At 45.9% G+C, this 25833-nt stretch carries 23 protein-coding genes; all 23 read left to right on the top strand.

Going from position 1 to position 25833, the window contains the following annotated elements:
- The first annotated feature begins 30 nt into the window (after positions 1-30).
- The 23 genes from HFE01_RS15515 (at position 31) to HFE01_RS15405 (ending at position 25833) form a co-directional block, all read left to right on the top strand.
- Positions 31-1008 (top strand): DHH family phosphoesterase, encoded by a 978-nt coding sequence (locus HFE01_RS15515; protein WP_016820982.1) that lies wholly within the window; start codon positions 31-33, stop codon positions 1006-1008.
- A complete protein-coding gene (gene truB / locus HFE01_RS15510) occupies positions 1005-1943 on the top strand; it encodes a tRNA pseudouridine(55) synthase TruB (RefSeq protein WP_016820983.1) in 939 nt (312 codons plus the stop codon). The genes HFE01_RS15515 and truB overlap by 4 nt, the downstream gene beginning before the upstream one ends.
- Positions 1944-2110: 167 nt before the next feature.
- Positions 2111-3049 carry a bifunctional riboflavin kinase/FAD synthetase gene (locus tag HFE01_RS15505; protein ID WP_107734227.1) on the top strand — a complete coding sequence of 313 codons (939 nt, stop codon included), beginning with the start codon at positions 2111-2113 and terminating at the stop codon, positions 3047-3049.
- 132 nt (positions 3050-3181) lie between these two features.
- A complete protein-coding gene (gene rpsO / locus HFE01_RS15500; protein WP_007430074.1) occupies positions 3182-3451 on the top strand; it encodes a 30S ribosomal protein S15 in 270 nt (89 codons plus the stop codon).
- A gap of 214 nt (positions 3452-3665) precedes the next feature.
- On the top strand, positions 3666-5768 hold the full coding sequence (gene pnp / locus HFE01_RS15495; RefSeq protein WP_107734226.1) for a polyribonucleotide nucleotidyltransferase: 2103 nt from the start codon (positions 3666-3668) through the stop codon (positions 5766-5768).
- 224 nt (positions 5769-5992) lie between these two features.
- Positions 5993-7000: a polysaccharide deacetylase family protein gene (locus tag HFE01_RS15490; protein WP_107734225.1), complete on the top strand. Its 1008-nt coding sequence runs from the start codon at positions 5993-5995 to the stop codon at positions 6998-7000.
- A gap of 66 nt (positions 7001-7066) precedes the next feature.
- Positions 7067-8326: a M16 family metallopeptidase gene (locus HFE01_RS15485; RefSeq protein ID WP_107734224.1), complete on the top strand. Its 1260-nt coding sequence runs from the start codon at positions 7067-7069 to the stop codon at positions 8324-8326.
- The gene (gene dut / locus HFE01_RS15480) at positions 8310-8756 is read left to right on the top strand and encodes a dUTP diphosphatase (protein WP_016820988.1); all 447 of its coding nucleotides are present in this window, start codon (positions 8310-8312) and stop codon (positions 8754-8756) included. Before HFE01_RS15485 ends, dut begins: the two co-directional genes overlap by 17 nt.
- Positions 8757-8948: 192 nt before the next feature.
- The gene (gene dpsA, locus HFE01_RS15475) at positions 8949-9848 is read left to right on the top strand and encodes a dipicolinate synthase subunit DpsA (protein WP_107734223.1); all 900 of its coding nucleotides are present in this window, start codon (positions 8949-8951) and stop codon (positions 9846-9848) included.
- On the top strand, positions 9845-10438 hold the full coding sequence (locus HFE01_RS15470) for a dipicolinate synthase subunit B (RefSeq protein WP_016820990.1): 594 nt from the start codon (positions 9845-9847) through the stop codon (positions 10436-10438). The genes dpsA and HFE01_RS15470 overlap by 4 nt, the downstream gene beginning before the upstream one ends.
- Before the next feature lie 134 nt (positions 10439-10572).
- Positions 10573-11610 (top strand): aspartate-semialdehyde dehydrogenase, encoded by a 1038-nt coding sequence (locus HFE01_RS15465; RefSeq protein ID WP_016820991.1) that lies wholly within the window; start codon positions 10573-10575, stop codon positions 11608-11610.
- Positions 11611-11646: 36 nt separating this feature from the next.
- Positions 11647-12864, top strand: coding sequence for an aspartate kinase (gene dapG, locus HFE01_RS15460; RefSeq protein WP_016820992.1), 1218 nt, complete (start codon positions 11647-11649; stop codon positions 12862-12864).
- Positions 12865-12905: 41 nt separating this feature from the next.
- A complete protein-coding gene (gene dapA / locus HFE01_RS15455; protein WP_016820993.1) occupies positions 12906-13787 on the top strand; it encodes a 4-hydroxy-tetrahydrodipicolinate synthase in 882 nt (293 codons plus the stop codon).
- Positions 13788-14132: 345 nt separating this feature from the next.
- Positions 14133-15812, top strand: coding sequence for a ribonuclease J (locus HFE01_RS15450; protein WP_013370737.1), 1680 nt, complete (start codon positions 14133-14135; stop codon positions 15810-15812).
- A gap of 229 nt (positions 15813-16041) precedes the next feature.
- Entirely contained in the window at positions 16042-16890 is an 849-nt protein-coding gene (locus HFE01_RS15445; RefSeq protein ID WP_017427948.1) for a ClpP family protease, read from the top strand.
- Positions 16887-17099: a YlzJ-like family protein gene (locus HFE01_RS15440; RefSeq protein ID WP_019687008.1), complete on the top strand. Its 213-nt coding sequence runs from the start codon at positions 16887-16889 to the stop codon at positions 17097-17099. Before HFE01_RS15445 ends, HFE01_RS15440 begins: the two co-directional genes overlap by 4 nt.
- A gap of 103 nt (positions 17100-17202) precedes the next feature.
- Positions 17203-19884: an FtsK/SpoIIIE family DNA translocase gene (locus HFE01_RS15435; protein ID WP_167438448.1), complete on the top strand. Its 2682-nt coding sequence runs from the start codon at positions 17203-17205 to the stop codon at positions 19882-19884.
- A 225-nt stretch (positions 19885-20109) separates the two neighbouring features.
- The gene (sleB, locus tag HFE01_RS15430) at positions 20110-20961 is read left to right on the top strand and encodes a spore cortex-lytic enzyme (RefSeq protein WP_107734221.1); all 852 of its coding nucleotides are present in this window, start codon (positions 20110-20112) and stop codon (positions 20959-20961) included.
- A gap of 160 nt (positions 20962-21121) precedes the next feature.
- Positions 21122-22402, top strand: a complete 1281-nt coding sequence (gene yfmF, locus HFE01_RS15425) for an EF-P 5-aminopentanol modification-associated protein YfmF (RefSeq protein ID WP_167438447.1) — start codon at positions 21122-21124, stop codon at positions 22400-22402.
- Between the two features lie 2 nt (positions 22403-22404).
- On the top strand, positions 22405-23685 hold the full coding sequence (gene yfmH / locus HFE01_RS15420; RefSeq protein WP_107734219.1) for an EF-P 5-aminopentanol modification-associated protein YfmH: 1281 nt from the start codon (positions 22405-22407) through the stop codon (positions 23683-23685).
- 20 nt (positions 23686-23705) lie between these two features.
- Positions 23706-24473: an elongation factor P 5-aminopentanone reductase gene (ymfI, locus tag HFE01_RS15415; RefSeq protein WP_016821000.1), complete on the top strand. Its 768-nt coding sequence runs from the start codon at positions 23706-23708 to the stop codon at positions 24471-24473.
- 102 nt (positions 24474-24575) lie between these two features.
- Positions 24576-24830, top strand: a complete 255-nt coding sequence (locus HFE01_RS15410; RefSeq protein ID WP_016821001.1) for a DUF3243 domain-containing protein — start codon at positions 24576-24578, stop codon at positions 24828-24830.
- 229 nt (positions 24831-25059) lie between these two features.
- Positions 25060-25833: a DUF3388 domain-containing protein gene (locus HFE01_RS15405; protein ID WP_013370747.1), complete on the top strand. Its 774-nt coding sequence runs from the start codon at positions 25060-25062 to the stop codon at positions 25831-25833.

Genomic DNA, 25833 nt, shown 5'->3' with positions numbered 1-25833 from the left:
AACCATGAACTGAATGTAAAGGAGACGGCAATGCATACCTATGAACAGGCGCTTCAACAAGCGAAGGAATTTATTCTGGAGCATGATGATTACCTGATCGTATCGCATGTACAGCCGGACGGAGACGCAGTCAGCTCCACCGTAACGGTGGGCTGGCTTCTCTCATGTCTGGGGAAGAAATTTACCATGCTGAATGAGGGACCTATTCCTAAACGCATGGATTTTTTATGGCATGCCGATGAGATTATGGATATGAGTCAACAACCGCCAGAACGGAAATACAACCGAATCATTTGTGTAGATTGTGCGGATTACCGTCGTGTTGGTTTGACAGAGCAGTTTTTTACGGAAGATGCCATTATTCTGAATATTGATCATCATCCAACGAACGACGCTTATGGTGCGATTAATGTGATTAAGTCAGATGCTGCGGCAACAGCGGAAATTCTTTTTGATTTATTGGAAAAGTTTGCAGTAACTTGGGATGTAGAAGTAGCAACAGCTGTATATACAGGGTTGTTAACGGATACGGGAGGCTTCCGCTACTCCAACACTTCACCGAAAGTGATGTCTACGGTATCGCAACTACTTGCTTATGGTGTTGATGGCCCATTTTTGTCCGAGAAATTGCTCGAGGAAATGACATTTCCCCAAATGAAAGTGCTGACCAAAGCATTGCAAACGCTCACGATGTCAGAGGATGGTAAAGTTGCTTGGGTCGTTGTAACACCTGATGATATGACGGAATGCGGTGCTGTAAATGAGGACTTGGAAGGTATCGTGAATTATCCAAGAAATATTCGTGGGGTTGAAGTAGGCATTTTCTTTAAAGTTATTAATGATCAAGCGACCAAGGCAAGTTTGAGATCGGCAGGGAACGTTGATGTAGCTGCGCTCGCTCAATCGTTCGGGGGCGGTGGTCATGTACGTGCGGCTGGCTGTCGGCTAGAGGGTAAGCTGGAAGATATCATTGAGACCGTTGTAGGGCGGGTGAAGTCTGAGCTATGAACCCAATAAAGAAGGGACAGGCAACTTGGGAAGGTGTGCTACCTGTCTATAAACCTGCTGGATTTACCTCTCACGATGTCGTGGCCAAGGCTCGCCGTTTATTGGGGATGAAGCGAATCGGACATACTGGGACGCTAGATCCGCAGGTAACTGGTGTTCTGCCCTTGTGTCTGGGACGCGCCACCCGAGTGGTGGAGTACATGCAAGAGCGGCCCAAGGAATACCGGGCTACACTGCGCTTAGGCATTGCCACTGATACCGAAGACCTGACAGGGACAATTACAGAAGAGAGCGAACGTCCGGTTGAGGTTACCGAAATGGAAGCCAAAGCGGTTCTGGAACGTTTCGTTGGTACGATCTCCCAAGTCCCACCCATGTACTCTGCTCTCAAAATAGATGGAAAACGTCTATACGAGCTGGCTCGAGAAGGCAAAACTGTGGAGCGTAAAAGCCGTGAAGTGAGCATTTATGAGCTGGAAATGACAGGATTTGCGAAGATGGGGCCGCATGTGGATATTTCTTTTCGTGCTTTGTGCTCCAAAGGAACTTATATCCGTACACTATGTGTTGATATTGGCCGTGAATTGGGATATCCTTCAACAATGGTTAAGCTGGAGCGAACGATGTCTGCGGGAATTTCTGCGGAACATTGTTTAACATTTGAAGAAATTGAGCGCTATGTAGCCGATGGTAGCCTGGGTGAGCGGCTTATCGCCACCGATAAAGCGATTGACTATATGCCTGAGCATACGGTGGCTGAAGCTAAGGCAGCTGCAGCTCTGCAAGGCCAACGCCTGTCGCTGAGTATGATTACACCACCAGTGACAGACAACCAACCTTTCCGATTATATAAAGAGGATAAAACGTTTTTAGGCATATATGGACGGGATGAATCAGGTGCAATCGCCCCAATTAAAGTTTTTTTAAGTTTATAGAATTTATAAAATTACAGCGGTGCTGAACCATACTATAAACGCCAGAAATCTTCCCCAAGGCACGGCTTGGCTTCCGTGAAATTATGCTGATAGACGTTTTTCACCTTGAATTGTGCTATAATTTTTGACGAAGTTAGTCAAATGATGTGAAATGCAGGTGAATGAATATGATTACCGTATCGTTATCTTATCCTTTGAGTGATGAGTTATTACAGCAATGGGGACGTCCACAAGTCACGGCGATCGGCCAGTTCGACGGCCTTCATCTGGGACATGCAAGCGTAATACGTAAGGCTGTCGCGCTCGCTCATGAACAGAATGTGCCAGTATCTGTCATGACATTTCACCCTCATCCGAAGGAAGTCATGAAAAAAGGCGATTATGAAGGTTATTTAACACCGCTTGCGGATAAGCAGACTATTCTGTCCGATATGGGTGTGGATGTACTTTATATTTTAAGTTTTAACGAAGAGTTTTCCAAGGTTAGCCCGGAGGCTTTTATAACAGACGTGCTGCTTCCATTACAAATTCGAACGGCGGTAGTAGGTTTTGATTTTAGGTTTGGCCACCGGGGAGCCGGGCATGAGGATACGCTTCGGAAGCTGGGAGGGGAGCTGATGTCTGTTTACACTGTATCACCGTTCGAACTGGATGGGGATAAGGTAAGCAGCTCCGGCATTCGCCGTGCTTTACAGACGGGGGATTTAGCACATGCGTCGCGCTGGTTGGGACGCCCTTATCGTATCCAGGGCACTGTGATGGATGGAGAGAAGCGCGGACGCACAATTGGTTTTCCGACAGCTAATCTCAAGCTGAATGATTCATATGTCATTCCAGTTAAGGGTGTGTACGCTGTACGGGCGCTCGTGGGTGATCATTGGATAAATGGTGTAATGAATGTAGGAGTTAAGCCTACGTTTCATAAAGGTGTGCTGAATCCGTCGTTTGAGGTACATCTTTTTGATTTTAATCAACAAATTTATGGGGAGCCTGTGCTTGTTGAGCTTCACCATTACATCCGTCCTGAACGCAAATTCTCTTCAGTGGATGAACTGATCAGCCAAATTGGCAATGACGCACAAACGGCTAAAAAGCTGTTAGGCTAATTTATTTACATAAGACAGGCGCTGTGTTATACTGACTTATGTTGTGTAAACAACGATGAACCTTAGCTTGGTTGTCCGCTTTCACCGGCGGTTACGAGGCTAATGGCGATTATAATGAAGGAGGTGAACAGGATGGCATTGACTCAAGAGCGTAAACAGCAATTGATCGAGGAGTACAAAACTCATGAATCCGATACAGGATCACCTGAGGTACAAATCGCTATCCTTACTGAAAACATCGTCAACTTGCAAAGTCACTTTCGTTCGCACAAGAAAGACCATCACTCCCGCCGCGGGTTGTTGAAAATGGTCGGTCAGCGTCGTAAACTTTTGGCTTACCTGAAGAAGACTGATGTTAAACGTTACAGTGCGTTGATCGAGCGTCTCGGACTGCGTCGTTAATTTTCAGACATGTAATGAGAAAAGAAGCCTGGTTGTTCACCGCTTGTCCCTGCTAAGGCGACGGCGGACAGCAGCCGGGTTCTTTTTTGAAATGAGGAATCTTTTTTTGAATTACATATCCTATTTTGTCTGTGAGCTTCTTATGAATAAGACCTGCGCAGGAAATACTGGATGTGTATAGAACTTTTACAATGAAATGAAATGGAGGGATACCATGGAGCAACGCGTAGAAATGCAACTCGGCGGAAGAAAGCTGGTGCTTGAAACAGGACGTCTTGCAAAACAAGCCAATGCGGCAGTTAAGGTGAGTTACGGAGAAACAGTTGTGCTGTGTACTGTGACCGCTTCCCGTGAACCGAAAGATTTGGACTTTTTTCCGCTGACCGTGAACTATGAGGAAAGATTGTATGCTGTGGGGAAAATTCCTGGCGGATTTATTAAGCGTGAAGGACGCCCGAGTCAAAAGGCGATTTTATCCAGTCGTTTGACAGACCGTCCAATTCGCCCATTGTTCCCTGAAGGTTTCCGTAATGATGTGCAGGTGTTAAACCTAGTCATGAGTGTTGATCAGGATTGCGAACCTGAAATTGCAGCCATGATTGGAACCTCGGCAGCACTCAGTATTTCGGATGTTCCTTTTAATGGGCCAATTGGCGGAGTTGCTGTAGGTCGTGTAAACGGACAATTTGTGATTAATCCAGACATTGCACAGCAGAACGCAAGCGATCTGTATCTCGTTGTAGCCGGAACAAAAGATGCCATTATGATGGTAGAAGCAGAAGGCGATGAGATTCCAGAGGAAGTTATGCTCGAAGCTATCATGTTCGGACATGATGAAATTAAGAACATTGTGGCAATTATTGAACAATTGGTGCAAGTAGCAGGTAAAGAGAAAATGCAGGTTAAGCTGCATGCTGTTGATGAAAAAGTGAACAGTGAAGTACGTGCTTATGCAGCTGATCGTTTGGTAGAAGCTGTTAAAATTGCCGAAAAACATGCTCGTCAAGAGGCGATTGATGCCGTTAATGAAGAGACCGTTGCCCATTTTGAAGCACAATACATAGAGACACCTGAGCTTTTGAGCGATGTGAGCGAAGTTCTCTATGATATCGTTAAGGAAGAAGTCCGTCGTCTGATTACGCATGATAAAGTGCGTCCTGATGGTCGTAAGCTTGACGAAATTCGTCCGATTGAAAGTGACACTAGCATTTTGCCGCGTACGCACGGTTCAGGCTTATTTACACGTGGGCAAACGCAGGCGCTTAGCGTTTGTACTCTTGGTGCGCTAGGGGATGTACAAATTCTGGACGGTATTGATCTGGAAGAAACCAAACGCTTCATGCATCATTACAATTTCCCTCCATTCAGCGTAGGTGAAGCTCGTCCTTTGCGCGCGCCGGGTCGTCGTGAAATCGGACATGGTGCTCTTGGTGAGCGTGCGCTTTCCAAAGTAATTCCTTCCGAAACTGAATTTCCGTACACGATCCGTCTGGTTTCCGAAGTACTGGAATCGAATGGATCGACCTCACAAGCTAGTATTTGTGCAAGCACACTGGCTATGATGGATGCAGGTGTACCGATTAAAGCTCCAGTTGCAGGTGTGGCCATGGGATTGATTAAGGATGGAGATCATGTTTCCGTACTGACAGATATCCAAGGTATGGAAGATCATCTGGGCGATATGGATTTTAAAGTTGCTGGTACAGCGGAAGGCGTAACTGCCATTCAAATGGATATTAAAATTGACGGTATTGACCGCAATATTTTACAGGATGCGCTCAAGCAAGCCAGAGAAGGACGTTTGTTCATTCTTGGCAAAATGATGGAAGCGATCCAGAAGCCACGTGAGCAATTGTCTCCGTACGCTCCAAAAATTATGACAATGCACATTAACCCGGACAAAATCCGTGATGTTATTGGAGCTGGTGGTAAAATCATCAACAAGATCATCGAAGAAACCGGCGTGAAAATCGATATTGAACAAGATGGTCGTGTGTTCATCGCTTCTACAAATCAAGAGATGAATGAGAAGGCGCGTTCCATTATTGAAGGTATCGTAAAAGAAGTCGTGGTCGGCGAGATTTACATCGGTACAGTCAAACGAATTGAAAAATTCGGCGCATTTGTTGAAATTTTACCGGGTAAAGATGGTCTGGTTCATATTTCTCAACTGTCTACTGAGCGTGTAGCCAAAGTTGAAGATGTCATTGCTATTGGTGATACGATTACGGTGAAAGTAACTGAAATCGATCAACAAGGTCGCGTCAATTTGTCCCGTAAGGCAGTACTGACGGCTGAAGCTCCTGCTAAGTCCTAGGTTGTGAGACCGCGAACTACTGTAATAGGGAGTCTATACGTTTGTACAGAATAAGGGATTTGAATAGCATAAATTAAGCTTTTGGAAAGAGGCAGAGCTACGTTTCTGGCTCTTTTTTCATACATATGCACAAGCTGCACCCAAGTGGGCTTCTATAGCTTACTACGTCATAGATCTTGTCCTCCCCGCATACAATGTGGACAAACGAGCGGGAGGATGAAGGAATGATGAGTAGGGTGAAACGAGCAGTGTGGGTGGTAGCCACTTTAGCCATCACACTGGTAATCGGGCAGTTTAGCGGGGTTCGTGACTACGCTAGTCAATTACGTAATGGAAACGCTACAGGAGTCGAAGAGCTTGAAGCTACACCCACGATGGCGGTGGCAGCTTTACCTGATAATGCGCTTATGCAGCGACTAAGGACAGAAGCAGCACGTCAGCGGAGAGAACCAGTTGATGCCAAGGTCGACAGGGTATGGAAGGCTATTCCAGGTTATAACGGACTGGAAGTCGATTTGGATGCTACCTATCGCAAAGCCATTGCAGCTCCAGATCGGCCTATTCAATATGTATATCGCCAATTGGCACCCAAAATACATTTAAATCAACTGGGGAATGTCCCCATTTACAGGGGCAATCCTGAAAAACCGATGGTATCCTTCATGATCAATGTAGCATGGGGGAATGAGTTTATCGTGCCTATATTGAATACATTGGATCAGGAGAAGGTTAAGGCTACATTTTTTCTTGATGGAAGTTGGTTGAAGAAAAATCCTGAACTCGCCAAGGAAATTCAAAGAAGAGGGCATGAGCTTTCGAATCATGCTTATTCTCATCCCAATATGAGTCGTTTGAGCCGAGCCAGAGCCGTACAAGAAATCGAAAAGACGGAAATGCTTCTTCAAGAAACTTTGGGTGTCAAAAATAATTGGTTTGCCCCTCCATCGGGGGATTTTAATCAACAAACAGTGGATATAGCCGCAGAGCATGGACTCAAAACTGTGTTGTGGACATTGGACACCGTAGATTGGAAACATCCGTCACCGGAATCGGTGGTTCATAAAATCAACAGCAAGGTTGAGTCAGGCTCCCTGATATTGATGCACCCAACAGAATCCTCGGCTGCTGCTCTCAAAGGTATGATTCATGCCATTCGTAGTAAAGGACTTGTGCTTGGAACTGTCAGTCAGACGCTTTCCCCTGATCGGCAGCTACCAGCTCCGGTTGAGTGAACGTCTTTTTTCTGTTAGGATTGAACATTATGGCAAAGTATGCAATTCAGTTTAGGAGGGCCAAGCGTGGAAAGAATTCAACTCAAAAACGGCCTAAGAGTGGTCATCGAAAAAATTCCAACCGTGCGTTCTGTTTCTTTCGGCATCTGGGTTAAAACCGGTTCCCGGAACGAAACACCTGACAATAGCGGTATTTCTCATTTTATTGAACACATGCTTTTCAAAGGAACAGAGCGTTTTAGTGCTAAGGAAATCGCTGAGCAATTCGATGCCATCGGAGGAAATGTTAATGCTTTCACTTCGAAGGAATATACGTGCTATTATGCGAAAGTGCTAGATGAGCATCTACCGATCGCAGTCGATGTACTGTCTGATATGTTCTTTAATTCCAAATTGGATCAGGAAGAGCTCGCAAGAGAGAAAAATGTGATTTTGGAGGAAATCTCCATGTACGAGGACACACCGGATGATATGGTGCACGATCTTGTATCTCGGGCGGCCTATGGCGAACACCCACTGGCTTATCCGATTCTCGGAACCGAAGATCACCTGCTAGCTATGGATAGCTCACATCTCAGCCATTATATGAAGGAGCACTATACAATCGACAATACAGTTATCAGTGTAGCTGGTAATGTTGACGATCGTCTTGTAGAATTGCTGGAGCAACATTTTGGGCATTTCGATAATCACGGAACCGTTACGCCACTGACAGTACCTGCGTTTAACGGTCAGCTCTTGTACCATGAGAAAGCAACGGAGCAGAATCATATTTGTCTATCTCTGCCTGGATTTGCAATAGGCGACGATCTCCAGTATGCTATGGTTTTGCTGAATAACGCGATCGGCGGGGGCATGAGCTCACGTTTATTTCAGGAAATTCGTGAAAAACGCGGACTGGCTTATTCGGTCTATTCCTATCATAGCTCCCATGCCGATAGTGGAATGTTCACAATCTATGCAGGTACCGCTCCTAAGCAAACAAAGGATGTGCTCGATTTGACGCTGGAGCTGTTACGAGATGTGGCTATCAATGGTTTGGACGCTAATGAGCTTCGTAAAGGCAAGGAGCAGCTAAAAGGAAGTCTGATCTTAAGCCTTGAGAGTACGGGTAGCCGAATGAACCGTCTTGGAAAAAATGAGTTAATGTTGGGTCAGCATTATACGCTGGATCAAATGATCGAACACATCGAACAAGTGACGGCTGATGATGTGAACAAAGTGCTGGATCGGATGTTTTCGGAGCCGTTTGCTCTGTCAATGGTCGGAGCGAGCGATTCAGCGGTTAAGGATATGAGGAGGGACTATTTTGTTAACTTACGTTGAAATTAACAGACTCGGGGGCAATGAAGATATTGAGCTCCCCCGCAAAATGTCAGAGCTTGCATCGGGATTTGACTTGTATGCAGCAGTACAGGAGGATTTGGTTCTGGAACCTGGCAAACGTTGTCTCATTCCAACTGGATTTGCAATAGCTATGCCAGCAGGATTAGAGGCACAAATCCGTCCGCGTAGTGGACTGGCTCTCAAGCATGGTATTACTTGTCTTAACACGCCTGGAACGATTGATGCAGATTATCGTGGAGAGATTAAGGTGCTTCTTATCAATTTAGGCGAGGAACCGTTCACCATTACGCGCAATGAGCGAATTGCACAAATGGTATTTCAGGTTGTGCCTGAGGTGGAGTTAAAACAAGTAGACCATTTGTCTGAAACTGTACGCGGTGCTGGAGGCTTTGGTCATACAGGACGCTGAGTCTACGGTTCACTTGCATGCAGTGTAATACAATTGTCCATTTTGTAGGAAGCTTCAATATTACTCGCTTAAGAGTAAGCATACACATAAAAGTCGTTCCGTAGAGGGGCGGCTTTTTTTGTGTTTTTTCACCCCTTCCCGGGCATCTGCATAGAATAAAAGCATATCGTGTCTCGGAAAGGAGTGATCCGGATGCTAACAGGAATGCGCATCGTTGTTTTGGGTGGCGATGCGAGGCAGCTTGAGGTAATCCGCAAATGTGTCGACATGGATGCTACTGTCACTGTGGTCGGCTTTGACAAGCTCGAAGTACCACTCAAAGGAGTCACATTAGAGCCATTGTCTGTCAAGCTGCTGGAATCGTCAGACGCACTGATTCTGCCAGTGGTGGGATGCGATGAGGAAGGCAACGTGAATGCACTTTTCGGAGCACAAAAGCTCCAGTTTCTGAATGAGCATGCTGCTGCTCTTCCACCGCATTGCGTTGTATATACAGGAATGGCGCGAGCGTACTTAAAAGAAATTTGTACCAGGCATGAATTGAAGCTGGTTGAGCTGCTGGAGAGAGATGATGTGGCCATATACAATTCTATACCTACGGCTGAAGGCGCACTGATGATGGCAATTCAGCATACTGATTTTACGATCCATGGTGCAGATTGTATGGTTCTAGGCATGGGACGGACTGGATTTACCATGGCAAAGGCACTACAGGGGTTGGGAGCCAAAGTGAAAGTTGGAGTACGGCGGGCGGAGGATGCAGCGAGAGCCGTGGAGATGGGTTGGAAGCCTTTTATGACAAGGGATTTAGCGAATGAGACAAAGGGAGTTGACTTGATTTTTAATACGATACCCTCTATGATTATCACAGCGCAAATTCTGTCTAAATTGCCACTGAGTACCGTGATTATAGATCTTGCTTCCGCCCCAGGCGGTTGTGATTTCCGGTATGCGGAAAAGCGTGGAATTACGGCTATGCTTGCCCCCGGTCTTCCCGGTATTGTTGCTCCCAAAACTGCTGGTACCATTATAGCGAATACGCTGGTGCAGTTGTTAATGGAAGATAATCCTGATCGGGGGGATGCACAATGAGTTGGCAAGGGAAAACGGTAGGTTATGCTATTACAGGCTCACATTGCACATTTGAAGAGGTAATGCCTGTTATACAGCGCTTTGTTGATGAGGGTGCGAAGGTCGTTCCCATTATATCCAATACCGTACTAACAACGGATACTCGCTTCGGTACTTCGCAAAGTTGGCAAAAACAGTTGAAAGATATAACAGGGAATGATATCATTTCTACAATTGTGGAGGCTGAGCCACTGGGACCCTCCCAAATGCTCGATGTGCTGGTGATTGCACCTTTGACGGGGAATTCGATGAGCAAGTTAGCGAATGCGATGACGGACAGTCCGGTTTTGATGGCTGCCAAGGCGCAATTACGCAACGGCCGTCCACTTCTTTTAGCCATATCTACTAATGATGGACTTGGTCTAAATGCTGCCAATATCGCCAAGTTACTAGTAGCCAAGAACATCTTTTTTGTGCCGTTCGGACAGGATAATCCAGTTAAAAAGCCGAACTCGCTTGTAGCCAATATGGAATTGATTCCCGAGGCTGCCTATGAAGCATTGCAGGGCAGGCAGATTCAGCCGATGATTGTGGAACGCAAGACCCCATGAAGTACTATAATTAACTGCTGAGCATCCCTCGCCTAGAAGATGATTCGATAATCCATCGGGTCTAATTTCTTGTTGGCGGTGGATGCTTTCAGAATAAAAAATGGTTTTTTAGTCGAGAAGGGGAGATACACCAGATGAGCAATAGAAAGTTTAATGTAGCTGTCGTTGGAGCGACAGGCGCTGTAGGGGAACAGATCGTAAATCTGCTGGAAAAACGCGATTTTCCTGTGGACAAAATCAAATTTCTTTCTTCGCCTCGTTCTGCCGGCACGTTAATTAGCTTTAAAGGCCAGCAGATTCCAGTAGAGATTGCTACCCCCGACAGCTTTGAAGGAATCGACATTGCTTTGTTTAGTGCAGGCGGAGACGTGAGTAAGGAACTGGCGCCGCATGCTGTTCGTCATGGGGCAGTTTGCATTGACAACACCAACGCATTCCGAATGGAACCGACAGCTCCTCTTGTAGTACCTGAGGTGAACAGCGACAAAATTGCCGAGCATCAGGGAATTATCGCGAACCCGAACTGCTCCACCATTCAGATGGTAGCTGCTTTGAAACCATTATATGATCAGTATGGCATTTCTCGTATCATAGTATCCACGTACCAGGCCGTTTCCGGCGCTGGAAGCCGTGCTATTGATGAATTGAATCGTCAAAGCGCAGCCATTCTTAACGGTGATGAAGTTCAGCCAGATTTGCTGCCGGTAGGTTCGTTGCCAGTAAAGCATCAGATTGCTTTCAATGCTATTCCGCAAATTGATAAATTCCAGGATAATGGTTATACACTGGAAGAAATGAAAATGGTACGCGAAACGAAAAAAATACTAGGTGACGATTCTGTAGACGTAACGGCAACGTGCGTTCGTATTCCTGTTGTATATGGTCACTCGGAATCTGTCTATGTAGAGCTTAAAAATGATTATGATCTAGAAGAAGTTCGTAATCTGCTGGCTTCCGCACCTGGAGTAACGCTGGTAGACGATCCTACTGCCCAGCTTTATCCGTTGGCATCCGAAGCTGCAGGAAAACCTGACGTATTCGTAGGGCGTGTACGTCGTGATTTGGGCAATAGCCGTGGATTGAATTTGTGGGTCGTATCCGACAATCTGCTCAAGGGAGCGGCATGGAACGCGGTGCAAATCGCGGAAATTATTGCTGCAAAGGCGGAGTAACGTTCCTAAAGCAGGGAGTAATATGGGGGAAAAATAATGGGTATTTTGGTGCAAAAATTTGGGGGAACCTCGCTGTCCACACCTGAAGCGCGTCAACTTGTGCTGGCACATGTGAAGCGGGAGCTGGAGCAAAATCTTCGATTGGTTGTTGTTGTGTCGGCCATGGGGAGAAAAGGAGAGCCCTATGCAACGGACACGCTGCTGGATTGGGCGGCTTCTAACGGTGACAGTCTTCCTAAGCGCGAGCGGGATTTACTGCTGTGCTGTGGTGAAATCATTTCTGCCGCTACGTTATGCAGCCTGATGGAGAAGGAAGGTATTCCTGCTACGGTGCTGACTGGAGCACAGGCAGGCTTTATTACGGATGATCAATATGGCAATGCTCGCATTTTGGATATCAAGCCAGACCGGATTGTGGAAGAGCTGAACCAAGGCAGAGTTGTCATTGTGACAGGTTTTCAGGGACAAACTGCTGATGGTGATATGACTACCCTTGGTCGGGGAGGCAGCGATACGTCAGCTACGGCGCTGGGGGCTGCTCTACATGCAGATATGGTGGATATTTATACAGATGTGAATGGTATATTAACCGCTGATCCGCGTATTGTGGAAAATGCGAAGCCGCTTGCACATGTTAGCTATACAGAAATTTGTAATATGGCTCATCAGGGAGCCAAGGTGATCCATCCTCGTGCTGTTGAAATCGCCATGCAGGCGAATATTCCGGTACGGGTTCGCTCAACCTTCTCCGAAGGAGAGGGGACGTTGGTTACCCACCCAGAAGGCTTTAAAGACGTGCAGGCAGATATCGTAGACCGTTTCGTGACCGGTATTGCGTATGTCGGCAATGTTACTCAAATTACTGTTGAATTAAAGTCAGGTTTGGAGCACTTGCAATTACAAGTGTTCAAATCTATGGCTGAACATGGAATCAGCGTTGATTTTATTAACGTAACTCCATCAGGGGCGGTTTATACCGTATTTGATAATGATGGAAGCAAAGCGGTTGAAGTACTTAACGGTTTAGGACTAGAGCCTAAGATACTGGCCGGATGTGCTAAAGTTTCGGTCATAGGCGGTGGTATCAACGGGGTACCAGGTATTATGGCGACAATTGTGGAGGCATTGACAGAATCAGACGTACAGATCCTTCAATCGGCAGATTCCAACACCACGATCTGGGTACTTGTTAAAAAGGAAGATATGGTGCAGGCTGTACGCGCATTGCATAATAAATTTGAACTCCATCAATAGGCGCATTGTCCGTGCTCGGACTTGCAAAAAAAGGAGGCAGCATGGTGAACTTCGGCAGATTGATTACCGCAATGGTGACACCTTTTGATCAGCAAGGAGAGATTGACTGGACTGCATTGTCCTCGTTGATTGATTACTTAATAGAAGAACAGCATTCAGAGTCACTTGTTGTATCTGGAACAACAGGGGAGTCTCCTACCCTGAGCGATGATGAAAAAATTAAGTTGTTTGCATTTGTTGTAGAAAAAGCAGCTGGGCGATGTAAAATTATTGCCGGGACGGGAAGCAATAATACACGTCATTCCATCCATCTCACCCGTGCTGCGGAGCAGGCGGGAGCAGACGGTGTGCTGCTGGTAGTGCCATATTATAATAAACCGAATCAGGAAGGGATGTATCAGCATTTCAAAAGTATTGCAAACTCCACATCCCTTCCAGCTATACTGTATAATGTTCCAAGCCGTACCGGAGCCAGCCTAACAGCTGAAACGACACTGCGACTTGCACAAATTCCGAACATTGTAGGAACCAAAGAATGTGCATCACTTGCACAGGTCACACAGATTGCAGCGTCAGCACCAGAAGGCTTTCTGGTTTATTCCGGGGATGATGCATCCGGACTGCCAGCCATGGCTGTAGGTGCTTATGGCATTATCAGCGTAGCGAGCCACGTGGTAGGTGCAGAAATGAAGCGGATGTTGGATTCATTTGTAGGGGGACGCGCGCAGGAGGCAGCCAAACTGCATCAGCAGTTGTTCCCAATTTTTAAGGGCATGTTCGGCTGTCCTCATCCTCTACCTAATCCGGTGGCTGTAAAGTATGCATTAGAATTACGAGGGATTAAGGTAGGTTCAGTTCGGTTGCCGCTTATTCCTCCTACCGAAGATGAAGCGAAGTTTATTAAGAATTTATTTACCCGCTAAAAAGAAATAGCTGTAAGATGTTTATAAATATAAGGAGTACCCTTGTTAAGGGCAGTCGGTAGGTGCAACACCGACTCGGTTATTGTCTGACAAGGTCCTCTGGCATGAAGGGCGTTCTTATAGAACGTCCTTTTTGCTATGCTGTTAATCAGGTATGTAGATAAAATGACACTTACTTATGGTTTGGGAAGGCAATGGGAAACCTAGCGTAACGAACAGGATGACTTGTTTTTTCGTATTTTAATCATGTATAATGGGGTCAAGTGACTGGGTGCGGTATTTTTTTGAAAATTAAATAACAAATCAAGGTACGACGTCCAACTACCATAGGAGGTTTAGATTCATTTGTCTAAAAAAACAAACAACGATAAATTGATGATTTTCGCTTTGGGCGGCGTCGGTGAAATCGGGAAAAATATGTATGTCGTTCAATACGGCAATGACATTGTCGTGGTGGATTCCGGTCTGAAATTTCCGGAAGAGGACATGCTTGGCATCGATATCGTTATTCCTGATATTTCCTACCTTACAGAGAACCGCGACAAAGTAAGAGGCATTGTGCTGACTCATGGTCACGAGGACCATATTGGCGGTTTGCCTTACGTGCTGAAACATTTGAATGTACCTGTATATGGTACCAAATTGACGCTGGGACTGGTGGAAAACAAGCTGAAGGAAGCGAATCTGCTTGGTGAAACCAAACGTATTTTGATCAATGCTGATTCCGAAATCAAACTGGGCTCCACATTGAAAGTAACATTCTTCAAAACCAACCATAGTATTCCTGATTCAGTAGGTGTTTGCATTGATACTCCTGAAGGCGCTGTTGTTCATACAGGAGACTTCAAATTTGATCATACTCCGGTGAACGGACAATATGCAGATTTGCAGCGTATGGCTGAGATTGGCACACGTGGCGTATTGGCTCTATTGTCAGACAGTACCAATGCCGAAAAACCGGGCTTTACACCTTCGGAAAAGAGCGTTGGCATTGTGTTGGAAGATATTTTCCGCAAGTCGAGACAGCGTGTGGTCGTAGCCACTTTTGCTTCGAACGTACATCGCATTCAGCAGGTCATTAATGCTGCTGAGGCAACCGGACGCAAAGTAACGGTGATTGGTCGCAGTATGGTTAATGTCGTAGGTATTGCTTCTGATTTGGGCTACTTGGAAATTCCAGATGGAATGCTGATTGAGCCTGAAGAAGTTGGTAAAATGTCAGCGGATCGCGTAGTTATTCTCTGCACAGGTAGTCAAGGTGAACCGATGTCCGCTTTGACAAGAATGGCTCGTTCTACGCATCGTAAGGTAGATATTCTTCCAGGGGACTCAGTGATCATCGCAGCTACTCCGGTACCAGGTAATGAAAAATATGTTGGACGCACTATTGATGAGCTGTTCCGTCTGGGTGCCAATGTATACTACAGCGCAGCTAATCCTGGTATCCACGTTTCTGGACACGGCAGCCAGGAAGAACTCAAGCTGATGCTGAATCTGATGAAACCAAAATTCTTCTTGCCAATTCACGGCGAGTTCAGAATGCAACGTCGTCACGCTCTTCTGGCTGAAGGAGTAGGTATCGAGCCTGAAAATATCTTTATCACGGATATCGGTGAAGTCATTGAAATTCAGAATGGCGGAGCACGCAGAGCTGGTAAAGTTACAGCAGGTAACGTACTGATCGATGGACTAGGTGTAGGAGATGTAGGAAATATCGTGTTGCGCGACCGCAAATTGTTGTCACAGGACGGTATTTTGGTAGTGGTTGTCACACTGAGCAAGCAAGATGGGACGATTAAGTCAGGCCCAGATATCATTTCCCGTGGTTTCGTGTATGTTCGTGAATCAGAAGGTTTGCTAGATGAAGCAAATCGTATTGTTTCAAGTACACTGCATAAGCTCATGAGTGAAAATGTAAATGAATGGGCTTCCCTGAAGACAAATGTCAAGGATGCACTGGGTCGCTTCTTGTATGAGCAAACTCGTCGCAGACCGATGATTCTGCCAATTATAATGGAAGTGTGATTCGATTGAAATATGTTCAAAAACTTGAATTAAAAACTTAAGTCACAGGCACACAGTCGCCTCTCTTCCCGCAGGAAATATTGGACGGTTTCCGCGGAAAGAGAGGCTTTTTTTGATTTTAGGGTCGAGGAAAGGCATGGAGGTGGGTATAAAATATTCCATTTCCATCCCATACTATAGGGTGAAGACGGGGCACATAGATGCGTATAGCGAAAGGAAGATCACCCATATGGAACATTACAGCAATTTATCTTCTGGCAACGAGGAAACGGAAGCGCCAGAACAACCAGAGGTTGGACAAAGACCCGTTTTACCTGCTATGGAGGCTTTACAGCAGCTGGGTCAAACCTCCATGCCCGGAAGCGAGTCCAATATTTTTTGTATGACGATTATCGGTCAGATTGAAGGACACCTCATCTTACCGCCTCAAAACAAAACAACAAAATATGAGCATATTATTCCGCAGTTGGTAGCGGCAGAGCAAAACCCACGTATCGAAGGATTAATGATTTTGCTGAATACAGTTGGTGGTGATGTAGAGGCAGGACTGGCTATTGCAGAAATGATCGCATCGATGAGTAAACCAACAGTGACCATTGTTATAGGAGGTGGACATAGCATCGGTGTGCCGATTGCTGTATCTTCTACGTATTCTTATATTGCCGAGAGTGCGACGATGACCATTCATCCAATTCGTATGAGCGGCCTGGTCATCGGAGTCCCACAGACTTTTGAATATATGGAAAAAATGCAGGAGCGTGTCGTCCGCTTCGTCGTTTCTCATTCTCGCATTACAGAAGAGCGGTTTAAGGAACTGATGTTCAAAACTGGTGAATTAAACCGCGACATTGGTACAGCGGTCGGAGGAATTGATGCAGTAAAATACGGTTTGATGGATGCGGTTGGTGGTATAGGAGAGGCGCTGAAACAGTTGAATACCATCATTGAGACGCGCCGTCAGCAGAACGGCATGACAGGGACTCCACAGCAGCCCCCTTATGCACCTTTTTCGCCCAATGCCACAGGCACCCCTACAGGAACCCTTTCAAGTGAGCACAGCAAGGAGCTGCCCCAATGACACTATATACTGTAATGCCAATGGAATTGGTGTGGGAAGGTATGTGGAAGGAGGCAGAGGAGCTTGTAGAGGTCCGGGTAGATGGTCTGCTTATGCAGGTACAGCCGCTTGAAAGTCGTAGGGGGATCATAGTAAGGCTCTTGGACTGTCCATTGGATGCCTACCTCAATCCTCGTTATGGACCAGGTCAGATCATTGAGTGGTCATAGAAGCTGTCGAATAGTACAGAAATAGGTCATTTGCTGCTGAAAAAGAACATATGTGCGGATAGCGAGTGACGTGGTATAATATTCTTCTGGGGGGTGACCTTGTATGTCCAGAAGAAGAAAAAGAAAAAAGAAAGCCATATTTGGCGGAGTTTTAAAATATGAAATTTACGGCATTGTGCTGATTACATTGGCGGTCATTGCGTTATCGGGTGAAGCGGCAGTTGGTCGGTCGCTATCCAAGATGTTTGGGCTTGTACTGGGGAAATTCTATTTTGTGATTCCCCTGATTGGCATTTATTATGGTCTGATGGTGATGATTCACCGCAAGTGGCCGAACCAGTGGAACTCACGGAAGACGGGTTTGCTGTTGTTGGTATTTGCCTTTACACTTATGAGTTCTATTTCATCTATGGAGCAGCGTTTGGGACCGATTAACGCGCTTCAGCCGGGCGGAGTGATGAGCCAGATACATATAGATATGCGTGAGCAGTTGCTGTCGCCTGATCAGCAAGGCCATACCTCGATGCTGAATAAGGATATTAGCGGGGGCTACGTTGGCGCATTACAGCTTACCGTTCTGTTGTGGCTGTTTGGTCTCACAGGAGCTAAGCTGATCATGATTGTCATGTTCGTCATTTGTTTTATGCTGATGACCCAGCTGTCTTATGTGGATTTAGTGCGGATTGTAAAGACCAAGCTACTGACAGCCGGGGGAAGCGTGCGGAAAAAATGGACTGGTAAAGCCACTCCGCTTTCTGCATCTAGCAAAGGCAGTGGAAATAGAAAACCCAAATCTGAGCCTATTCCTGCCTATGAAGAGGATATGGATGATGATTTTGATGAAATGCAGCCTCCAGCACGCAAGCAGCCAATTTTCTTTCAGTTGTTTGGCCTTAAAAATACAGATAAGGCGGACAAGGAAGAGCAAACTGCACATGCGGATGAAGATGAACATGATCTTCTATATGAGGCTGGTGACGTGCAGCCTCAGTGGAGAAATGGCAATCAGGGAGAAGAGCTGTCTGACGTAATCGAACACGTTGAGCAGGAAGCCTCAATTCCGGTAAAAAGATCGCCAATCATTAGGGACTTCTTCGAACAAGTGAAAAATGAGGAAAAAAGATCAGAGGCTGAACTTGAAGACTCCCTGACAGGTGGAGTGCGGAACGATTCCATTGATGAACCTCTGGATAGTAATTTTATGGATGCCGATGCGAATACGAATATAAATATAAATGATTCGGCAACGATCCATGGGACATCAGAAGAAGCTCAGGAGCTGGCTCAGACGATTGCTAATGGATTGACAGGCGAAGAAGCTGAAGGAAACAATGTAGCTATTCCAGCTCCACCACCGCCTAAGCCGTACAAGCTTCCATCGTTCCGTTTGCTTGCCAAACCGCAAAATGCAGGCAAAGGTATGGGACAAAAGGATTACATGCAAACAGCACGCAAGCTGGAGGCCACGCTGGAAAGCTTCGGTGTTCGGGCGAAAGTGCTGGAGGTTGTACGTGGTCCAGCCGTCACACGTTATGAAATCCAGCCGGACATTGGCGTGAAGGTTAGCCGGATTGTAAGTCTGACGGATGACATTGCACTTGCGCTTGCTGCAAAGGATATCCGTATGGAGGCACCTATTCCCGGCAAGTCCGCCATAGGAATAGAAGTTCCGAATAATGAAGTTTCTATCGTAACCATGCGTGAGGTAATGGAAACGACAGTTTTCCAGGAATCAGTTTCCAATTTGTCGATTGCATTTGGCCGTGATATTGCAGGACAAACGATTGTTGGTAATTTAGCTAAGATGCCCCATCTGCTTGTAGCTGGAGCTACGGGTTCGGGTAAATCGGTGTGTATCAATGGGATTATCACGAGTATTTTGTACAAAGCGAAGCCAGATGAGGTGAAATTTCTGATGGTTGATCCCAAGATGGTGGAGTTGAACGTGTATAACGGAATCCCCCATTTATTGGCTCCGGTCGTGACTGATCCCAAGCGTGCCTCACTGGCATTGAAGAAAATCGTAGTTGAAATGGAAAAAAGATATGAGCTGTTTTCCAAATCAGGCACCCGTAATATTGAGGGCTACAACAATTTGATGAAGGATAACCCGGATGCATTTCTGCCTTACATTGTCGTTATTGTGGACGAGCTGGCAGATTTAATGATGGTTGCTGCAGGAGATGTGGAGGATGCGATTGCGCGACTTGCCCAAATGGCGCGTGCAGCAGGCATCCATCTGATTATTGCAACACAAAGACCTTCGGTTGATGTAATTACAGGGGTTATTAAAGCCAATATTCCTTCACGTATTGCTTTCGGCGTTTCTTCGCAGGTGGATTCCCGCACCATACTGGATATGGGCGGTGCTGAGAAACTGCTTGGACGTGGTGACATGCTGTTCATGCCGATGGGGGCTTCCAAACCAGTCCGCGTTCAGGGAGCGTTTATGAGTGATCAGGAAGTGGAAAACATTGTTAACTATGTGCGTGAACAGGGTGAAGCTCAGTATGATGAAACGCTTGTGCCTGAGGTGGAAGAGGTATCCACTGATGCGGATGAAATGCTGGATGAGCTGTATGATCAGGCTGTCAACATCATTTTGGAGGCTAAACAAGCTTCCGTTTCGCTCCTTCAGCGCCGTATGCGGATCGGTTATACACGTGCTGCCCGACTGATTGACTCCATGGAAGCCCGCGGTGTCATCGGTCCTTACGAGGGAAGTAAGCCCCGTGAGGTACTTATCTCAATGGAACAATATCAGCAAAATAAAGTTAGCTCCTGAGCATTATCTTTTATCAGCATTCCATTTAAACGCTGTTTGTACGCATGATGAGTTGTTAAATATGACAACTCCATGCACGCAAATAGCGTTTTTTTGTGATGTTTTTTTGAGGTGTGGAACTGCCTGCTCAAAGAAGATTAAAAGGGTGAATAGCTTCTAGCGGAGCTTGTCATAATAAACGTAGCCATCCTGTTAATCCCACAAAAGAAAGGTAGAGCGCAGCATATGAAAAAAACAATGGTCTGGATTTGCACGGGTATCCTCGCAGCCTCGGCTATTACGTACACAGGACTTTTTAAAAACGACTCTGTACAGCAGCGAGTAGAGTCGCCAAGCACGCAGCAGAAAGTAACAGCGGCGCAGCCTGTTCAGCCGACATTCAGTTCAGAAGCGGTTGATTTTGGCACTTATGGCCAGGATGTATATGAACTGCAATCACGATTGAAGCTGCTGGGTTTTTTTGGCGGAAAAGTGGACAGCCATTTTGGCAGCAGTACACTAAAGGCTGTAAAGGGTTTTCAAAAGGAGTTTGGTATCAGACCCGATGGAGTGGTAGGTGCGAAAACCAAATTAAAGCTGGTGAATGCTACTCCACACTGGAAGCCGACGGAAACGCCTATGCATCGTAATAATCAAGGTTCTGATCAGGGACAGGCAGCGAACAAAAACGATAAATCTGATCAAAATGAGGAAACGATGGGATCAGCCAACACCATGGGACTGTCTGAAAACGATCTTAAAATCATGGCCAATGCGGTCTATGGTGAATCCCGCGGTGAGCCGTTTGAAGGACAAGTTGCCGTGGCGGCTGTTATTTTGAACAGGGTCAAGTCGCCAAGTTTTCCGAATACACCGTCTGGGGTAATCTTTCAGCCGGGGGCTTTCACTGCTGTAGCAGACGGCCAAATCTGGCTCACGCCGAATGAGACTGCACAAAAGGCGGTACGTCAAGCCCTGAACGGCTGGGACCCAAGCGGAGGATGTCTATATTATTTTAACCCTAAAACAGCTACCTCCAAATGGATTTGGAGCCGTCCGCAGGTGAAAACCATCGGGGAACATATTTTCTGCATGTAAAACGCCGAAGCAGCCGGGAGCTTGTCTCCGGTTGCTTCTTGGCTTTTGCATGGTTAGAATATAGATTGGTACACTTTACCTCTTTACAGGAAAAAGATGTACAGTAGCTATTGCTAATCAAAGGCTAGACGCAAATTGACGTCACAAAGGAGTTTTGGACTTGAACAAAACAGGTTTCGAGCGTGGCACACGCAGACAACTAAGGATTCATGTACTGCCCACCAAGCGCTTTAAGACGTTCGCCATATCGTTGTATGTAGGTACTCCGCTACGTGAGGAAACTGTAACTCGTGTGGGACTGGTACCTTTCGTTCTGCGACGGGGTACAGAATCGTATCCGCAGACTACACAATTTAGAGAGCAGTTAGAACAATTGTATGGTGCGGGTTTTGGATTCGATGTATATAAACGTGGAGATTATCAGATCGTGCAATTTCGCATGGATACAATTAATGACAACTTTGTAAGCAGTCCGGATAGTTTGCTGGATCGTTCGTTTTCTTTCCTTGGAGAGGTTCTGACGAAGCCTGCATTGGAAAACGGTGCATTTCAAACGGGATATGTACAGCAGGAACGAGAAAATGTTCGTAAGAAGCTGGAATCTATAGTTAATGATAAAATACGTTATGCTGGGGAGCGTTGTATGGAGGAGATGTGCAAAGATGAGCCTTATCGTCTGCATCCTCTTGGTCAACGATCAGATCTAGACAGCATAAATGCACAAAATTTGTATGAGGCTTATGGAGACTGGCTGAATAATGCCAGCATGGATTTATACGTCGTGGGAGATACCACGCTGGAAGAAGTTGAAAAGTTTGTGGATCGCTATTTTCAATTAAACCGCTCGACGGAAACGGGATATGTACCTGAACAGCCCAAATCGGTAGAACGTGATGTTCAAACTATAGTAGAGCGTCTTGATGTAAACCAAGGCAAGCTCAACATGGGGCTACGAACCTCTATTACGTATGGCGATGAACGTTATGCTTCTGCATTAATGTACAATGGCGTTCTGGGTGGGTATCCGCATTCAAAGCTGTTTGTCAATGTGAGGGAGAAGGAGAGTTTGGCGTATTATGCTTCGTCACGCTATGACGGGCATAAAGGCATTGGCACAATACAATCCGGTATCGAAATTCCTAATTATGAAAAAGCGGTTACTATTATCCGCAAGCAACTGGAAGATACACAAAATGGAGCAATTACCGAGCTGGAAATGACCCAAACGCAGGCAATGATACGCAACTTGCTAAAGGAAATGCAGGACTCCGCTTTTGAGATGATTGCCTATGATTTTAACAGACAGCTTTCCGGCAAAGAGCGGACGGTCGAGGAGCTGCTGAGCCAGGTGGAGGCAGTCAAGGTGCAGGATGTTCAGGATGCCGCCCGGACGTTCCGACTGGACACTATTTATTTCTTGAGAGACCAGAAGGGGGAATAGCGTTGGAGCATATATCGTATGAGCACTTGCAGGAGACGCTGTACTATGAAGTAATGGATAATGGCTTGCACGTTTATGTGTTGCCCAAACCGGGCTTTCAGAAGACGTATGCCACATTTGCAACTAAATATGGCTCGGTTGATAATCATTTCCGGGTAGAAGGTCAACAGTCCGTCAAGGTGCCGGATGGCATAGCTCATTTTTTGGAGCATAAAATGTTTGAAGAGCCCGAAGGCGATATTTTTGCTACCTTTTCCTCTAATGGAGCATCGGCGAACGCATTTACGAGCTTTGATCAGACCGTATATCTGTTTTCGGCAACCGAACGCATTCAAGAGAATTTGACCACACTAGTCAATTTTGTTCAGCATCCTTACTTTACAGATGAAAATGTGGAGAAGGAAAAAGGCATTATAGGCCAGGAAATCAATATGTATGAAGATAACCCCGACTGGCGGAGTTACTTTGGTCTGATTGAGGCATTGTACAAGGTCCATCCGGTGCATATTGATATAGCAGGTACTATTCAATCCATCAGTACGATTACGAAGGAAACGTTGTACAGTTGCTATGAAGCTTTTTACCATCCAAGTAATATGATTCTTTTTGTAGTAGGTGGAGTGGATCCAGCCGAAATAACCGAATTGGTACGTAATAATCAGGCGAAAAAGGACTATAAGCCGCAGGGGGAGATCGAGCGGATTTTCGATGATGAACCCACAACGGTTGCAGAGCCGCGTCATGAGGTAAAGCTGGCTGTTTCTTTGCCAAAGTTGCTGTTTGGATTCAAGGAGGCTGAAGTAGGTCTAACGGGAGAAGCTTTGCTACGTCATGATCTGGAAACCAAGCTGATGCTTGATCTCTTGTTTGGTTCCAGTACACAGCTATATCAGAAGCTCTACGATGAGGACCTGATTTCGGACAGTTTTGGCCATGAGTACAATAGTACGCAACGGTATGCATTTTCTGCGATCGGCGGGGATACCAAAGACCCTGATCGGCTGTTGGCTAGGATACGAGAAGAGGTAGAGTCTATTCAGAAGCAGGGGTTTGCAGCAGAACATTTTGAACGAGCGCGCAAAAAGAAGATCGGCGGTTATCTACGCACTCTCAATTCTCCCGAAAATATTGCGCATGAGTTTACAAGACATCGCTTCCGCGACAGTGATTTTTTTCAATTGCTTCCGGTTTATGAAAGTATCACGCTTGAGGATGTAAACCGTCGTCTGAAAGATCATATAAAGTGGGATCAAATGGCAATATCGCTGGTGGTGAGTCCGTAATGTCCAGGGAGAGGGAACCGATGACCACCGAGGGCGGAGAGTTAAAGGCTATTGGCGATACGACTGTGCTGATTACAGGAGCAAGTGGTGGAATTGGTGCGGCTATTGCTGAACGTTTTGCAGCAGTAGGGATGAATGTGGTCATTCACTACATGAAGTCCCATGAAAAAGCAAATGAAGTTGCTCGTCGTTGCATGACTTATTCAGGCAAGGTAATGACTGTTTCAGCCGATCTGCGGAGTAAGGAGCAGATTGAACGTATGCGGGAAAAGCTGGATAATCACGGAATGAAGCCAGATATTCTAGTGAATAATGCTGGATTATCTCATTATGGGCTGCTTTCAGATGTATCGGAAGAGGAATGGGACGAAGTGATGGCCGTGAATGTTAAGGGAACTTTTTTGTGTACGCAGGTTTTTATGCCGCATATGATTTCCCAACGCTATGGCCGTATTGTGAATGTTTCGTCTGTGTGGGGCATATGTGGAGCTTCGTGCGAGGTATTGTACTCCACTACCAAGGGAGGCATTAACGCTTTCACTAAAGCACTGGCTCAAGAGGTTGCGCCTTCTGGCGTAACAGTGAATGCTGTGGCTCCAGGGGCGGTAGATACGTCGATGTTGGATCATTTGGATGCAGGCGAAATTAACAGTTTGGAAGAAGAAATCCCTGCTGGACGATTGGCACGGCCTGATGAAATATCGTCCCTAGTTTATTTTCTTGCGCTTCCTGAGTCAGGTTATATTAATGGCCAGGTCATAAGTCCTAACGGAGGATGGGTGACGTAAGGAAAACAGCGCTTGGAGGAATTCACCAGTATAGTAAGCGTCTGTGAAGAGCATATTACAACTGTTGATTTTAAATCTGAATCATCTAAGGAGGATTTAAGTATGTCAACAGTTGTTCAGAATTTTGATGTTTGGAAAAAGTTCCTTGGTCAGCGTGTAGAGCAAGCAGAGAAGCTGGGAATCAGTCAAGATACCATTGCGGAGCTTGCTTACGAAATCGGTGATTTTCTGGATGAGAAGGTCGATCCAGCTAACCATTCCAACCGCGCACTGAAAGAACTGTGGGGAGTTGCCGATGAGGACGAACGTCACACCATCGCCCGGCTAATGGTTAAATTAGCTAAGAGCAACGCATAAGTAGGAACCAACATGAAAAGCTCCCTTTTGGGGGGCTTTTCTGTAATGGTTACAGAGCTGTTCTTGTAATTCCATTGTAATTTATATATCATAAACGTGATTGAGGCTTACAACACACTGTAGCCTATCGAATTTCAATAATTGGGTTTTGTCGAATGATGCTATCTTATGATACAATAAGGCTTTGATTTGGCATTGTTGACGGTTTGAATGTGAATGAGGTGCTAACGTGACGGAAGAGACAAAACAGTGGTACATGGAATACAAGATACATAAAAATCGACCCGGACTGCTGGGGGACATTGCTTCCATGCTTGGTATTCTGGGGGTTAATATACTGACGATTAACGGTGTTGAAGGCGAAAGACGGGGGATGCTTCTCGAAACAGACGATGACGAGAAAATACGCATTCTCGGAGATACGTTGAAAAAAGCCAGCAACATTACAGTCACGGCCTTACGTGCTCCAAGACTGGTCGATATATTGGCAGTAAGACACGGCCGTTACATCGATCGGGATTCGGATGATCGTAAAACTTTCCGTTTTACACGTGATGAGCTTGGGTTGCTGGTCGATTTTTTGGGTGAAGTATTAAAGAGGGATGGCAATCAGGTAATCGGTCTTCGCGGAATGCCGCGTGTTGGTAAAACGGAATCCATTATTGCCAGTAGTGTATGTGCAATGAAGCGTTGGACTTTTGTGTCGTCGACGTTATTACGACAGACGGTACGCAGTCAGCTTTCTGAGGAAGAAATGAATCCCAACAATGTGTTTATTATTGACGGCATTGTGAGTACCATTCGATCCAATGAAAGACATTATCACCTGCTTCAGGAAATTATGAGCATGCCAAGTACCAAAGTGATTGAGCATCCTGATGTATTTGTGCGTGAATCGGGATACAGCTTTGACGATTTCAATATCATTATTGAACTTCGCAATAATCCGGCTGAGGAAATTATTTATGATACCTTTACAGCCAGTTATACAGAAGATCTTTAA

The sequence above is a fragment of the Paenibacillus sp. EKM10P genome (genome assembly GCF_011800655.1).
Lineage (GTDB): Bacteria > Bacillota > Bacilli > Paenibacillales > Paenibacillaceae > Paenibacillus > Paenibacillus polymyxa.
Note: the sequence above shows the minus strand (reverse complement) of the source record. Positions and strands in the feature narration are given on the sequence as shown.

Bases quoted from the DNA above. Each gene is read 5' to 3' on its own strand.
- HFE01_RS15515 (WP_016820982.1), top strand. From the start codon at position 31: ATGCATACCTATGAACAGGCGCTTCAACAAGCGAAGGAATTTATTCTG.
- truB (WP_016820983.1), top strand. From the start codon at position 1,005: ATGAACCCAATAAAGAAGGGACAGGCAACTTGGGAAGGTGTGCTACCT.
- HFE01_RS15505 (WP_107734227.1), top strand. From the start codon at position 2,111: ATGATTACCGTATCGTTATCTTATCCTTTGAGTGATGAGTTATTACAG.
- rpsO (WP_007430074.1), top strand. From the start codon at position 3,182: ATGGCATTGACTCAAGAGCGTAAACAGCAATTGATCGAGGAGTACAAA.
- pnp (WP_107734226.1), top strand. From the start codon at position 3,666: ATGGAGCAACGCGTAGAAATGCAACTCGGCGGAAGAAAGCTGGTGCTT.
- HFE01_RS15490 (WP_107734225.1), top strand. From the start codon at position 5,993: ATGATGAGTAGGGTGAAACGAGCAGTGTGGGTGGTAGCCACTTTAGCC.
- dpsA (WP_107734223.1), top strand. From the start codon at position 8,949: ATGCTAACAGGAATGCGCATCGTTGTTTTGGGTGGCGATGCGAGGCAG.
- HFE01_RS15470 (WP_016820990.1), top strand. From the start codon at position 9,845: ATGAGTTGGCAAGGGAAAACGGTAGGTTATGCTATTACAGGCTCACAT.
- HFE01_RS15465 (WP_016820991.1), top strand. From the start codon at position 10,573: ATGAGCAATAGAAAGTTTAATGTAGCTGTCGTTGGAGCGACAGGCGCT.
- dapG (WP_016820992.1), top strand. From the start codon at position 11,647: ATGGGTATTTTGGTGCAAAAATTTGGGGGAACCTCGCTGTCCACACCT.
- dapA (WP_016820993.1), top strand. From the start codon at position 12,906: ATGGTGAACTTCGGCAGATTGATTACCGCAATGGTGACACCTTTTGAT.
- HFE01_RS15445 (WP_017427948.1), top strand. From the start codon at position 16,042: ATGGAACATTACAGCAATTTATCTTCTGGCAACGAGGAAACGGAAGCG.
- HFE01_RS15440 (WP_019687008.1), top strand. From the start codon at position 16,887: ATGACACTATATACTGTAATGCCAATGGAATTGGTGTGGGAAGGTATG.
- HFE01_RS15435 (WP_167438448.1), top strand. From the start codon at position 17,203: ATGTCCAGAAGAAGAAAAAGAAAAAAGAAAGCCATATTTGGCGGAGTT.
- sleB (WP_107734221.1), top strand. From the start codon at position 20,110: ATGAAAAAAACAATGGTCTGGATTTGCACGGGTATCCTCGCAGCCTCG.
- ymfI (WP_016821000.1), top strand. From the start codon at position 23,706: ATGACCACCGAGGGCGGAGAGTTAAAGGCTATTGGCGATACGACTGTG.
- HFE01_RS15410 (WP_016821001.1), top strand. From the start codon at position 24,576: ATGTCAACAGTTGTTCAGAATTTTGATGTTTGGAAAAAGTTCCTTGGT.